Genomic DNA, 13,913 nt, shown 5'->3' with positions numbered 1-13,913 from the left:
ACCGCCCGGCCTGACCGGGCGGTATCATTCCTGACGGCACTATCACAACGATGGAAAGGATGCGGTTTCATCATTCCAGGCGGAACGGGAACCTGCCGCATCAATTCAGTGGTTTTTGTTCGGCCCCTTGCCGGTGGAAAAGCTGCAAGTCTTGATCTTGCAGCTTGGGTCGTCACTCGTCGGCACGCTGGCACTCGCCATAGAACCCTGGCCGAGGCACGACATCGAATTTGAGACTGTGCGGCTATACATCATCATGCCCGGATGATGAGACGGGTAACGCAGCACGATTGACCCTTCCCGAGCTATCTTTTCATGCACGGTTGCGCAGGTCATCGACTTCGAATTGTAGGCCGACATGGCCATCGCGTTCGTGGATATCATTCCGATTGCCGCTAGTATGATGATCGTCTTCATGGGGCTTCCTTTGATGGCACCAGATAGCGCTAGTGAGGATCACATAGTTCTTCATTAGCATCACATTTATGACAGTGAGCCGACTTCCCTTTGTCGGCAGAGCAGATCCCAACCGTGTGCGCGATGCCTGCGAGTTCGTCGTCCGAACGCAGACGAATTCAATACCGTCTCAACCGCATGATGCGCTTAAGCACAATGCAGGGCGAGATGAGGCTTGATCGCCTGGGATGAGATAAACAGGGCTCGATGCGAAGAATACCGAGCCCTGTTGCACAGCAGGGTCAATCTGACCCCGCCGGCATCAGAAAGTCCGCTCGAAACGGAGAATGCCCGAGAAGGTATCGTCGCCCGGCAGATCGTAGTGAACATAGGTCACTTCCGGCTCGATCAGGAGGTTCTTGACGGGATTGAACTTGAGGTTGGTGGTCGCCTCGAAGATCTTCGAGTCTGTATAGGCGAGCTGCACGTTCCATTTCAGCTTGTCATTGATCGGAACGCCGACGCCGCCCCAGACAGCCCAATCACCCCAACCGCAATCTGCACCATGAACGACGCCAGAAGAGGTGGTGCAAGCCGAGACGTTCTGGTTCGATCCCGCATACTGGTTGAGCTTGTCACCGTTGGTGTTCCAACCACCCATCAGGAAGGCGGAGAACACGCCGAAATCGGCATCGATGCGAGCCTTGATGGCACCTTCCTCGACGATGGAGTCATAGCCGCCGACAACACGGAACTGCCATGCACCTGCCTTGTAGCCAAGGCCGGCAACAACGTTCGGCGCGTAGTGATTTGTTTCCGACAACTGCCAGCTTCCGCCATAAGCACTGGTCGTGGTCCCGGAATTGCTGTCTTCAAGCGAAATGACGCCGGTAAAACCCGTGCCGCTGTCGTAGTTATATGTCAGCTGGTTGAGTTCGTATGGACCGTCATAGATGACGTCGTCCTGGATCACGTCGCCGGCATAGCCGATGAACTGGTTGTACTGAGAGTCTGTCTTACCGACCGTGAAGCCTCCGAGGGTGATATAGGCCCAGAGAAGGTTCGTTGTCGTGGCATTGCCGTCATTCCAATCCCAACGGACGATGGTCTCGGTCTTCAACGGGCCGTATTCGGTGTCAGTCGCGGTATTGAGGTTCAGCTCAGCGCGGGTATGCCATTTTGTACCAAAGCTGCTGGTTCGATTGTAGGGGTCTTTCCATTGACCTTCCGTGCGCACCTTGCCGCCCACTCTGAGGCAGGTTTCCGTGCCCGGAATGAAGAAATAACCGGCACCGAAAGCATCGCAGATGCGAACATATTCCAATGGTTCCGGTTCAGCGGCGACAATGGCGTCAGCCGCGTGAGCACCGGATACTACGCTGAACGCAGCAGCCGAGCCGATAAGCAAGCTCTTGATGTTCATGGTAACTCCGTTTTCGAGATGAACCTGCGCGAAGCGGCGGAGCTCAAAAGCCCGTTCTGCGGCAAGTCTCATTGCCATTCTCGAAGCATGATGCTCCGCCTTTCGACGGCAAGATGCGACCGGGGCTGCTCTCTTACAACGACACTCATGAAATGTGACAAAATGTGACGGCGCGTACATATATTGTGTTGCTAAAACAGCGCATACCGAGAGGACAAGGGGCAGCTATGACGCGAGCCATCGCCACATTGCGAACCATCACTTGCAATGCTCTATTCGATCGCAGTGATCTCCAGCTCGTCATTGCCGAGGCTCACGAAGTCGCCAACTGCTTTGCCCATCACGAGCCTTGCCACGGGTGAGACATAGGAAATCGACCCGGCTTTCGGATCGGCTTCGTCCTCTCCGACGATACGATACTTCTGCACCCGGCCGTCTTCGCGGCTGTAGGTGACCGTGCTACCGAAGGCGACGACGTCGGAGGAGATTGGCGCCGGCATGACCTCGGCGGTCCGCACGCGTTCAACGAGGTAACGTACATCGCGCAGAGGGATCGCCCCTTGCCGTCGGCGCTCGTTGACATCCTCAACTCCGGTGGTCGCCTCGTAGGCTTCCCGCGCCTGCTGGAGCTGCTGCTCGAGCGCCTTCAGCCCCGCCTCGGTCACGAGGTTCGGATGGGGAGAAATGATCCGGTCGGGTAGCAGGGTTTCCGCCGCCGTTTCCGCACTTTCTTCCTTCATGAACGCGGTGCTCAATTTCAAACTCCATTTCGGCTCGCTGTGCTTCGACGCCGGCGAACGCCGCCATCGTTGACCCGTCGCCCATATCGCATCTCTGGAACAACGTGGATCAAGCATCAAATAAGCCTGACATTATAGGATGGATAGCGACCGAGGGGAAATGCAATGGCGACCAGAACGCCCAAACCAACGACGAAAACGAAGTCCGAAGGAGTAACAGGTGAACCCAGACTGCTTTCCGGCGGCAATCCGCAAATCGCCAAAGGGTATGGCGACGAACCCGTACAGGCCTACATCGCCGCCATGCCTGGTTGGAAAAGTGAGATCGGCCGCCGGCTCGATACGCTGATCGGGCAAACCGTTCCCAATGTGCAAAAAGCAGTGAAATGGAACTCGCCGCTTTACGGCCTCGAAGACGACGGCTGGTTTCTCGGCATTCATTGCTTTGCAAAATACATCAAGGTCGCCTTCTTTCGCGGAGCATCTCTGCAACCGATTCCGCCTGGAGAATCCAAGAGCCAGGATACGCGCTATCTCAACATCCGCGAAAACGATGTGATTGACGAAACGCAATTTGTCGACTGGGTAAAACAGGCGAGCAAGCTGCCAGGCGAGCGCATGTGAGCGAGCGTGCGTCGATCTCGTCACCGACATTTCTTGGCATTCAGGGGATGATTGCGTAGCATCTGCTCGCAGTCGCACTCATCCGGCGGGCAAATCCTGCCGGCATATTTGTAACGCAGCGTAAAGGATCGCCATGAGTCGTCTGGACAAGGAGATGTTCCACTCCCTTTCGCTCCTTGGCATGGTCATGGGGCTTATCTTCTTCGCGGCGTCGCTGACACCGAGCCTAATGCCACGCTCCTATCTCGTCCAGGGCGCGCTCTCGGGCGTCAGCGCGGGCGTCGGCTACATGATTGGAACCGCCCTCACCTGGCTTTGGTTCTATCTCCAGCTGCCCACCCCGGATAAGTCATTGAAACCGCTGCGATGGACAATTGGGCTTGCATGTCTGGTCCTCTGCCTTGCCGCGCTCTGGCATGCCACATTCTGGCAGAACTCGATCCGCCTTCTGTGGAAGATGCCGGCGATCGCCAGTGCGGAGCCATACTGGCTAGCAGCGGTGGCCGCGGCGACCTTTTTGGCGGCACTCGTCATCGGGCGATTGTTTCGTCTGGCCTGCTTGGTCTTTTCGAATTGGCTTTCGCGCATGGTGCCAAGCCGATTGTCGAAGGTCGTGGGCGCTCTGCTCGCCATCGCGCTGTTCTGGTCGATCGGCCAGGGAATATTGCTTCGCCTTGCGCTTGACGCGGCGGATGCATCCTTTCAGCAGGCGGACGCACTGATAGAAGTTGATCAGCCAAGCCCACAGGATGCGACGAAAACCGGCAGCTACGCCTCGCTTGTCGAATGGCAGGGCCTCGGCCGGCAAGGACGGCACTTCGTTGCCTCCGGCCCGACCGCAAGTGAAATCTCCAGCTTCTGGAATATGAAATCGCGGGAGCCGCTTCGTGTCTATGTCGGATTGAACAACGCCGAAACGAGCAAGGAGCGCGCGGCGCTTGCCCTGAAAGAGCTGATACGGCAGGGCGCTTTCGATCGATCGCTTCTGGTCGTAATCGTCCCGACGGGAACCGGCTGGATTGACCCCGCCGCCATGGATACGCTCGAATATCTGGAGCGCGGCGATGTCGCCAGCGTCGCTGTGCAATACTCCTACCTGACAAGCTGGATGTCGCTTCTGTTCGAGCCAAGGGAAGGCGAAGAAACGGCCGTCGACCTCTTCGATGCCGTTTATGGCTACTGGTCAACACTCCCACGCGACAAGCGCCCGAAGCTCTATCTGCATGGATTAAGCCTTGGAGCGCTGAATTCGCAGCTCTCGCTCGATATCTACAATGTCATCGGCGACCCGGTGAATGGCGCCTTGTGGAGCGGACCTCCCTTCCGCAGCGCCCGGTGGATGGCGGCGACCGCAGCCCGCAATCCCGGCACGCCGGAATGGTTGCCAAAGTTCCGCGACGGATCGGTGATCCGGTTCGCCAATCAGGAACACCCGCCAGAGCAATATGCCGCTCCCTGGGGTCCTCTTCGCGTCATCTATCTTCAATATGCCAGCGACCCGGTGGTCTTCTTCGACGCATCGTCCGCGTTCCGCGAGCCGGGATGGATGAAGGCGCCCCGTGGGCCTGACGTTTCGCCTCAGCTCACCTGGATACCTGTGGTGACGATGCTGCAGCTGCTTTTCGACATGATGATCGCCACGACATCGCCGGTCGGCTATGGGCATATCTACGCGCCGCAGCACTATATAGACAGCTGGATATCCCTGACCGACGCCTCGATTGCGCCGCAGGATGTCACGCGGCTGAAATCGCTTTTCGCTTCGCGCTTCGGCATGACGCCATGACATGTAGGCAACCTGAAGGCAGGTGACGAACAATCATGTTCGTCCGCGATTGCAGTGTCCGCCGAGCTATCAATCCTCAAATACAAAGGGCCGCCAGGCTTTCACCTGGCGGCCCTTTGTCAGACGTAACATCAGTGCCCGCCGAGACGATATCCCGCGTTGAGATAATCAAGCGCGACGCCGTTGACAGTCACTGCGTATCGATCTCCCGCAGCATCCCTGGAAACGGACACCTGGTACTTTCCACTCGGCAAGTCGAGATCCGCCGAGAAGTTATCCCACTTTGCAGGCAACGAGGGCTTCACATAGAGGTGGCCATTTTCGACGCGAACGCCGAGGATACCCTCGATCGCCGTGCGATAGAGCCAGCCACCCGAGCCGGTGTACCAGCTCCAGCCGCCGCGGCCCTTAAGAGCGCCTTCGCCATAAACGTCGCCGGCAATCACGTAAGGCTCGACCCGGTAGACATCCGCCGCAGACTTATCGAGCGAATGATTGATCGGATTGAGCATTTCAAAGCAGCGCCAAGCGTCTTCCGACCGGCCCATGCGCGCGAAGGCGAGCGTGGTCCACACGGCAGCATGGGTGTACTGTCCGCCATTTTCGCGAACGCCCGGGGGATAGGCCTTGATGGCGCCGGGATCGTTGGCCGGGTTGGTAAAGGGCGGTGTCAGCAAGCGAATGAAGCCGCCTTCCTTATCCGCCAGCTTTTCGAGTACGGCATTCATCGCCATCTCGCTGCGCTCCGGATTGCCCTCGCCGGACAGAACGCTCCACGACTGGGCGATGGAGTCGATCTTTGCCTGATCGGACTGGCTGGAGCCGAGCGGCGCGCCGTTATCGTAGTAGCCACGACGATAATAATCGCCATCCCAGCCGGCAGTTTCGAGTGCTTCCTTCAGCTTGTTCAGATGTTCCGACCAGCGGCTGACGCGCTGCGTGTCGCCTCGCGCCTCGGCATAGCCGATGAACTGGCGAAGCGCTCCGGCAAGGAACCAGCCGAGCCAGACGCTCTCGCCGCGGCCATCGATGCCGACGCGGTCCATCTTGTCACACCAGTCGCCGCTCATCATCAGCGGCAGGCCGTTCACGCCCGAGCGTTTGATCGCCAGGTCGAGACCAAGGGCTGCATGCTCGTAGAGCGATGCGTTTTCGGCGGAGACGCGCGGCACGAGGAATGCGTCGTACTGGCCCGGGCTAAGCTCAGCCCCTTCGACGAAGGGCAGCATCTCATCGAAGATCGCGGTATCGCCCGTCGCCGTGCAATATTGGTCGACCGCATAGGCGAGCCAGACCGGATCGTCGGAGATATTGGTTCTGACGCCAGCGCCGCTATCGGCCAACCACCAGTGCTGGAAGTCACCCTTGGCAAACTGGCGACGGCCAGTATTGAGGATTTGCCTGCGAGCGATCTCAGGCGAATGCAGCAGGAAGGCGAGCGAATCCTGCAGCTGATCGCGCAATCCCCAGGCGCCGCTAGACTGATAAAAGGCAGTGCGCGCCATGATGCGGCAGCTGAGCGTCTGATAAGGCAGCCAGTTATTGACCATGAAGTCGAAGCGCTTGTCCGGGGTCGAAACGCGGGCTTTACCCGTAAACGTCCTCCAGAAATCGCGGGTTTTGCCAAGCACATCCTCGAAGGAGATTGAGCGGATATCGGCGATGAGAGCGGCGGATTCCTCGCGGGAGCCCGCGTCGCCCATGTAGAAGCAGATATCGTGCACCGCGCCCGGTTCGATCGTCAGATCGAACGCCATTGCCGCTGCCGGATCGCCGTCGAGCTCGACTGCATCCGACAGGCGCGCACCTGCCGAAACCTTGCGAGGTTGCTGGATCGTTCCATGGCGGCCGATGAATTCCCGGCGACTGCCGGAGACGCTGGACGGCTTCTCGCTGGCTGCAAACGACGCAACGCGCGTTCCGAAATCGACGCTGAACGGGTTGCTTGCAAAGAGTACCCCGGTCTCCTTGTCGAATTCGGAGACGATGAAGGGTTTGCTCTTGGTCGGGTTGTTACCGAGGATCCATTCGGCATAGCCGTAAAGCCGCAGCTTGCGCGCGACGCTTGCCGCATTGCGGATGCGCAGTTGGGTCAGCTTGACTGGCTTTTCCATATGGAGGGTCTGGGTGACTTCCAGCGTAATCTCATCCTGGACGGTGGAGAAGACCGAGTAGCCCAGGCCGTGACGAACCTCGAAGCTCGTATCCGAATTCTGCGCCAGGGCAGCATAGGGCACGATCACCGAGCCACGATCGAGATCCTTGAGATAGAAGGCCTCGCCCGGCCGGTTTGTGACCATGTCGTTGGTCCACGGCGTCAGCTGATGGTCGCGGGAGTTCTGGCTCCAGGTGAAGGCAGCACCTTCAGCCGAGACATGGAAGCCGAAGCTTTCATTGGCCATGATGTTGACCCACGGATGCGGCGTCTGCTCGCCGCCCGAAAGGCGCACCACATATTCGCTGCCGTCGGCTGCAAAGCCGCCATAGCCATTCCAGAATGCCAGGTCACTGCCGTCGACGGCCGACGTTGCAGCCTTGCTGCGCGTCATTCTCGGCACGAGCGTGGAATCACCCCACTGACCGAGCAAGGCCGGCGATCCTGCGACCGAGCGGGCGCGCTCGAGCTGATCGTTCAAGCTCCCTTCGCGTCCGCGCAGCACGACGCGCGACGAAGCGATGATAGCGTCGTACACGTCGGGCGGGGTGAGATCCTTGCGGATGACATAGATGTTGCGCTGGATGCCGGCCGCCTCGCTCGCGTGACGTGCGCCATCGCAAAGCTGATCGATCGTCCGCTGCATTTCCGAGGCTTCCTCACCGGTGCGCTCGTTGAAGAGCACGAGATCAACCTCGACGCCACGCGATTGCAGGAAGCCCTGTGCACGAAGCAGCTCCTTGACCAGATCGGTGCCGAGCTCGTCCGTGATGCGCAAGGTGATGAGCGGCGCATCGCCGGAGAGGGTGGCGCCCCAAAGAACCGATTGGGATTTCAGGCCGGCGCGAACCGCCTTGCTGTCTGCGCGGAGCGACATCTCGGGATAGACGATATAGCGCGCAAAGCGCTGATAAGCGGCCGCCTCCTTGGAGTTGACGCCGATCTGGCGCAACTGCTTCTGGGTTCTCGTCCAGGCCTGCACCAGACCCTGGGCAAAGCTATCCGGCTGACGATAGTGCTCGACGGCGGTGTCAAGCTCTGCCCGGCTTCCGGCCGCAATGGTCCAGAAGGTCAGGCTGACTTTCTGGCCAGCGGGAACGCGCACGACACGGCGCAGCGACACGCAGGCATCCATGGTGAAGCCATCGGTGCCCGAAAGCGTAGCGCCCTCATCGAAGGCAGCGGCTTCCGTCAAGGTGCGCCCCCTGCCAAGGAACCGCATGCGGTCGGTTTCGAACTGGGTTGGGCCATCACCGCCGCTGCCATCAACGACAAGCTGTGCAATTGCAACTTCAGGATCCGTCAGGCCGCGCTTGCGGCGCTCGACAAAGATGGCGTCGCCACGACCGGCAATCTCGGTATGCACGAACATTCGGGCAAAGACCGGGTGTCCGGTATCGACGACGTCGAGCGTGGCGACCGGCTCCATATAGGAGGTGACTTCAATCACCCGATCTTCCGTGCCGGAATTGGTGATCGTCAGACGACGGCCTTCCGCATCGTGATCGCTGGCGATGAAGACTTCCATCTCGCTGGTGAGTTCGCCGACGGTCTTGACGAATTCGGCCTTGTCGTCACTGAAGGTGACGCGGACGTGCTCGTTGGCGATGGAGCGCGGCTCAGCCGTCGCAGACCACCATTCATGCGAAGCCATGTCCCGCAAGAGGAGGAAGGAACCCCAGCGATCTTCGGTCGGATCGGCGCGCCAACGGTTGATCGACAGGTTGTTCCAGCGCGTGTAACCCGCACCGGTCGCCGTCAACATGGTCGAATAGCGGCCGTTGGACAGCAGCAGCAGTTCCCGCTCGCGCGATGCCGGATCCTCGACACGGCGCACTTCCGGACGCATCAGGTCGCCCTGGATGTTTGCCGGAGCGTCGGTCTCGTGCTTGGAGGCCATGACCGGGATATCGCGCGGCGCCTTTTCCTGCAGCAGCAGCTCCGCCGCCTCGATCACCGGGTCGGCATGGAAGAGTTCGCGCAGCAGCCCGTCGAAAGCGACGTTGGCGACGGCGGCGATCGACATGCCATGGTGGTGGGCATAGTAGTTGTAGACGACCGCACACTTCTTGCCTTCGGGCACGCGGCTCGGCGTGAAATCAACGGCATCGTGGAAGCCGTACATGCCGAGCGCACCGACGGCCTTTAGCTTTTCAAGGTTCTCAAGCGCGGCAATCGGATTGTACTGGCTTGCAAGCAGCGAAGCGTAGGGCGCAATAACAGCATTCTGGCCGAGACCGCGCTTCAGACCGAGCGTCGGTACGCCGAAATTGCTGTACTGATAATTCATCTGGTGGTCGCGGGCATTGAACGCCGCTTCCGAGATGCCCCACGGGATGCCAACACCGAGGCGCTTGGCGTAATTCATCTGTTCCTGGACGATCAGATTGTTGGTCTGATTGAGGATACCGCCCTGGCGTTCCTGCATGACGAGCGGCGGCATCAGGTATTCGAACATCGAACCCGACCAGGAGACCAGCGCGCCGCGCGGCCCCACGGGAACGACATGGCGTCCGAGCTTGTACCAATGTTCGGTCGGCAGATCGCCCTTCGCAACGGCAAAGAGGCTGGTCAGGCGGGCCTCGGATGCAAGCAAGTCATAACAGGCGGCATCGACCTCTTCGGTCTCGACCCGGAAGCCGATCGACAGCAGGCGACGCTCCGGACGGAAGAGGAAGCTGAAATCCATGGCAAAGGCGATATCGCGGGCGCGGGCGCCGACGGCAATCAGCCTTTCGGAGATGGCGTCGATCTTCGCCTGATCAAGCGCATTGTCGACCAGATGAAGCTCGCAGGTCGCCACGAGCCTGCCGGCCCAATAGACGACTTCCTCACTCCGCGCGGTCTTGACCTGCTGGTCGAGATCGGCGGCGCGCTTGCCGATCTCACGGGCGTCCTCCACCAGCCGCTCGATGGCGGCCAGAGAGAATTCCTTCTTCTGCTTGGCAGCGGCAAGCGTGTTTTCGAGAGCTGCGATCCGCTCGTCGACCCGGTCCCGAAAGTCGCGACTTATCTTGTTGTCGTCCGCAAGCTCGGCAAGAACTTCGCGAAGAATACCGACAATATCACCGATACCATCGAGACTGCCGTGAAGTTGAGCCGTAGGCAACTGTGCCCAACTGCGGCAGGCGGAACCGACCGCGATCAGATGGCCGGCGAGATTGCCGCTATCGACAGACGAAACATATTTGCGGCCGAGCGGCTTCAGCGTATCGGTATGATACCAGTTGAAGAGGTGGCCACGGTATTTCTCGAGCTTCTCGGTGGTGTCGATCGTCTGCTCGATGCGCTTGACCGCCTCTTCGAACGAAATCCAGCCGAACTGGCGCGCCGAGATCACCGACAAGAGATAGACGCCGATATTGGTCGGCGACGTCCGCATGGCAACGACCGCATGCGGCGTCTGCTGCACGTTATCAGGCGGCAGATAGTGCTGGCCGGGTACGACGAAATTGTCGAAGTAGCGCCAGGTCCGCCGCGCGATCTTGCGCAGCTCGCTTCTGACCTTGTCGGGAACGACCAGCCGGTCTTCGGTCTCCGCCGTCTGGCTGACGATCCAGGCGATCATCGGTGACAGGACCCAGAGAATGATGAAGGGTACACCGACCAGATAGGCGCTGTCCCCGGAATACATGGCGAACAGCAGCGCGAGGATGGCAAGCACCGGAGCGCGCCACATGACCTTGTAGTGACCAAGGATCGTGGTCTGTGCCGAGGCCTGCGCGCTTGCGGCGGTGCGCCATTGCAGCATCAGCTTGTGGCTGACGAAGAGACGATAGAGCGACCGTAGGATGGCATCGGCCATGACGCAGGCACTGTCGGCAATGAAGACGACACGCAACGCGACCTGGGCATTGGCATTCTGGATGTCGGTCCAGACCATATGCAGATGCGCACCCAGGATGATGTCGCTCGTGCGGGGAATGATGCCGTTGATCAACGACAGCGTCGGCGCCACGAACAGGCTGAAGATCAGCACGATCTGCCAGAGGAGCGCGCCGAGCGGGCTCATCCAGTACCAGCCGAGGGCGGACGCCAGGAACCAGGCGATCGGCGTCAGGGAACGACGCAGGTTGTCGGCCATCTTCCAGCGGCCAAGCGCCGTCACGCCGCGCTTCGGATCGAAGATATAGGGAAGCAGCTGCCAGTCGCCGCGGGCCCAGCGATGCTGGCGCGAGACTTCCACTTCGTAGCGGATCGGGAAATCCTCGACGAGTTCGCAGTCGGTTACCAGGGCGCAGCGCGCCATGGAGCCTTCGAGCAAATCATGGCTCAGCACCGAGTTTTCCGCGATCCTGCCCTTGAGCGAGGCTTCGAAAGCGTCAACGTGATAGAGACCTTTGCCCGTGAAGGTGCCTTCGCCCGTGATGTCCTGATAGACGTCGGAGACGGCAAAGACATAAGGGTCGAGACCGCGATTGACCGAGAAGATGCGCTGGAAGGCGGATGCATCCTTGCCCGTCGTCAGCGACGGTGTGACGCGCGGCTGCAGAACGCTGTAGCCGTCGACGACGCGCTGGCTCTTCTCATCGAAAACCGGACGATTTATCGGATGATGCAGCTTGCCAACCAGCTTGGTCACGGTGTCGCGAATGATGCGCGTATCACTGTCCAGCGTCATGACGTATTTCACGCCCTGCGGCACAGTGTCGGCGCCGGGAAGGAAGGTGGTATTCGGATCGCCGCGCAGCAGCATGTTCAGCTCATGCAGCTTACCGCGCTTGCGTTCCCAGCCCATCCAGGCACCTTCAGCCTCATTATAAAGGCGACGACGGTGCAGGAGGTAGAAGCGCTGCTTGCCGTTCTCGGCGTAGCGCGCATCCAGATTGGCCATCTGTCGACGTGCGTAATCGAGGACCTCGAGATCGCGCGCATTCTGCTCTTCCTGACTGTCTGGCCAGTCGCTGAGCAGCGCGTAGTAGATTTCACCGCGCGGGTTGGCGAGATAGTGAACTTCGAGATTGCGGAGCAATTCATCCACATGCTCGCGCTTGCCGATGAGGCTCGGGATTGTGACAAGCGTGCGGGCCTCGGCCGGCAAGCCCTTCTTGAATTCGTAGCCGATCAGGCGATCGGGAGCGATGAAGAAGGTTGCGAAGAAGTTGAATAGGCCTGTTGCGCCTTCCGAAGCCGGAAGCGCGAATGCCAGCAGCAGAATGATCGTCGCGAAAAGAGGAACGCCCGTGCTGACGAAAACGTCGCCGACGGCGATCAGCGCCAGAAGTGTGAGGGTAAGGACGGGCACTGCAATCGCAAGCCAGTTCAGCCGACGGATCGCCCGCATGAAGCGTACACCGAGCGGCTTGCGGAAGCCGATCTCAGCTTCCAGCGCCGGACGTCCGGCGCCCACCAGAAAATAGCCGACATTGGCGGCGGCGGCCGGAGCATCCTTTCCAGCCGTGCTGGCGCGCTCGGCGAGCTTGATCGCTGCCTCGGCGATATCGAGTTCCGTCTTCTCACTGCGCTTTGCAAGCTTCTCGATCTGGCGGCGATAGGAGTTGCGCGAGCCGGAATCGAGTTCGGCATAATCGGTCTGCTTCCACAGAAGCTTGTCGATCTTGCTGACCTCTTCGACCCAGGTCGACCAATCGGTATCGTTGATCTCCCTGAGGCTCTTGATGATGCTGCCCATCAACGTATTGGCGGCGGCAAGCCGGCTCTGCTCTACCGACAGGACGGTTTCGGCATCCGTGCCGTTTGCGGCAAGCTTCGCCTCCAACCAGCCGATAGCAGCCTCGGTTGGCTCAAGGGCGTTGCGCAGGCGGTAGTGCAGCTGAGTAACAAAAGTGGAATCGCCAAGATTGGCCGCGAAGGCCTCAAGGAATTCCGCCGATTTGGCATCGCCGAGCGTAATTACCTTGTTGGCAGCGTCGTTGGCGATGCCGCGCATCTCGCGGCTCTTGTCGATCCGCGTTGCAACGCGCCTGAGATTGTCGATCAGCACGTAGCGAACGAGCGACGGCATAGCCCAGAGCTCGCCGATATGCAGGGTTTGGACGTCCTGAAAGCCCTCGGTCACGGCCGCCATGCCGGCATTGCTGATATTGCTGTGGGCATGCGCCATATATAGCCAGGCGAGCGCCAGGGTACGGGGGACATCAACCCCGTTCAGCTTGATCGTGCGCAGTTCGCGATAGAATTTTTTCCGGAAGTCACGACGGACTTCCTGGATCGCCTCTTCGACGATGTAGTGGTTGTCGAGCAGCCATTCCGTCGCCGGCGTGATGCTTTCGCCCGCATCGACGTCTGCCGCTGCGGATTTGTAGACCCGCAGGATCTCGCTTTCGTTTTCGCGATGTCTTTGGAAGAAATCGAAATTTCCGAAACTCGTGACGTCAAGCTGCCGGCTTTCCGCAAACCGAGCGGCCCTTGCTCGCAGCTGATCATTCGACAGAAGAGTGGCACGGATTCCGAAATCCGGATCCGTTTGGGGCGAGTTGGCCTGTGCGGTCGAACCGCCCGCTAAATTTTGAGACACCATAGCATCTGCTCTTCTGTTGAATTCATATCCGACTGAGTATCCTAACCAAACAAAATGCGCAGGGGGCGCTAGAGTTGCATGTTCGGGCTATTCATAGGCTTGTAGGGAAAATAGCTGTGTTCAGACATGACATAGTGGAAACCGTTAACGCTTCTCAATAGCGGCTTCTAAATGAACGCGCGATTAATCAAGTCATATATTTAACAAGGAGAAATGGGGAGTTGGCGCGCTCTGCCATTATCCTCGCCGATCAGGGCTCCGAAATGGAAAAAGGCCCCCAAATGGGGGCCTCTGCGTTTGCATATCAA

6 protein-coding genes are annotated in these 13,913 nt (G+C 59.5%); 2 read left to right on the top strand and 4 right to left on the bottom strand.

The genetic code is table 11. The features are described from left to right. Positions 1-105 precede the first annotated feature (105 nt). The 3 genes from ACIQJ2_RS04715 to greA all read right to left on the bottom strand — a co-directional run bounded on the left by ACIQJ2_RS04715 (position 106) and on the right by greA (position 2,574). Positions 106-417, bottom strand: coding sequence for a hypothetical protein (locus ACIQJ2_RS04715; RefSeq protein ID WP_400665311.1), 312 nt, complete (start codon positions 415-417; stop codon positions 106-108). Positions 418-718: 301 nt separating this feature from the next. Beyond that, on the bottom strand, positions 719-1,819 hold the full coding sequence (locus ACIQJ2_RS04710) for a porin (protein ID WP_400665313.1): 1,101 nt from the start codon (positions 1,817-1,819) through the stop codon (positions 719-721). Positions 1,820-2,091: 272 nt separating this feature from the next. Beyond that, a complete protein-coding gene (greA, locus tag ACIQJ2_RS04705; protein WP_400665315.1) occupies positions 2,092-2,574 on the bottom strand; it encodes a transcription elongation factor GreA in 483 nt (160 codons plus the stop codon). A 150-nt stretch (positions 2,575-2,724) separates the two neighbouring features. Here greA and ACIQJ2_RS04700 point away from each other — a divergent pair, with 150 nt between their 5' ends. Together ACIQJ2_RS04700 and ACIQJ2_RS04695 are read left to right on the top strand one after the other, a co-directional pair. Beyond that, the gene (locus ACIQJ2_RS04700) at positions 2,725-3,183 is read left to right on the top strand and encodes a DUF1801 domain-containing protein (RefSeq protein ID WP_400665316.1); all 459 of its coding nucleotides are present in this window, start codon (positions 2,725-2,727) and stop codon (positions 3,181-3,183) included. A gap of 133 nt (positions 3,184-3,316) precedes the next feature. After that, positions 3,317-4,969: an alpha/beta hydrolase gene (locus ACIQJ2_RS04695; RefSeq protein ID WP_400665318.1), complete on the top strand. Its 1,653-nt coding sequence runs from the start codon at positions 3,317-3,319 to the stop codon at positions 4,967-4,969. Between the two features lie 131 nt (positions 4,970-5,100). Here ACIQJ2_RS04695 and ACIQJ2_RS04690 read toward each other — a convergent pair whose 3' ends face one another. Continuing rightward, positions 5,101-13,605 (bottom strand): GH36-type glycosyl hydrolase domain-containing protein, encoded by an 8,505-nt coding sequence (locus ACIQJ2_RS04690; protein ID WP_400746450.1) that lies wholly within the window; start codon positions 13,603-13,605, stop codon positions 5,101-5,103. Positions 13,606-13,913: the final 308 nt, after the last annotated feature.

The organism is Rhizobium sp. NPDC092011, from assembly GCF_044756305.1.
GTDB lineage: Bacteria > Pseudomonadota > Alphaproteobacteria > Rhizobiales > Rhizobiaceae > Rhizobium.
Note: the sequence above shows the minus strand (reverse complement) of the source record. Positions and strands in the feature narration are given on the sequence as shown.

Bases quoted from the DNA above. Each gene is read 5' to 3' on its own strand.
- ACIQJ2_RS04715 (WP_400665311.1), bottom strand. From the start codon at position 417: ATGAAGACGATCATCATACTAGCGGCAATCGGAATGATATCCACGAAC.
- ACIQJ2_RS04690 (WP_400746450.1), bottom strand. From the start codon at position 13,605: ATGGTGTCTCAAAATTTAGCGGGCGGTTCGACCGCACAGGCCAACTCG.
- ACIQJ2_RS04695 (WP_400665318.1), top strand. From the start codon at position 3,317: ATGAGTCGTCTGGACAAGGAGATGTTCCACTCCCTTTCGCTCCTTGGC.
- ACIQJ2_RS04700 (WP_400665316.1), top strand. From the start codon at position 2,725: ATGGCGACCAGAACGCCCAAACCAACGACGAAAACGAAGTCCGAAGGA.
- ACIQJ2_RS04710 (WP_400665313.1), bottom strand. From the start codon at position 1,819: ATGAACATCAAGAGCTTGCTTATCGGCTCGGCTGCTGCGTTCAGCGTA.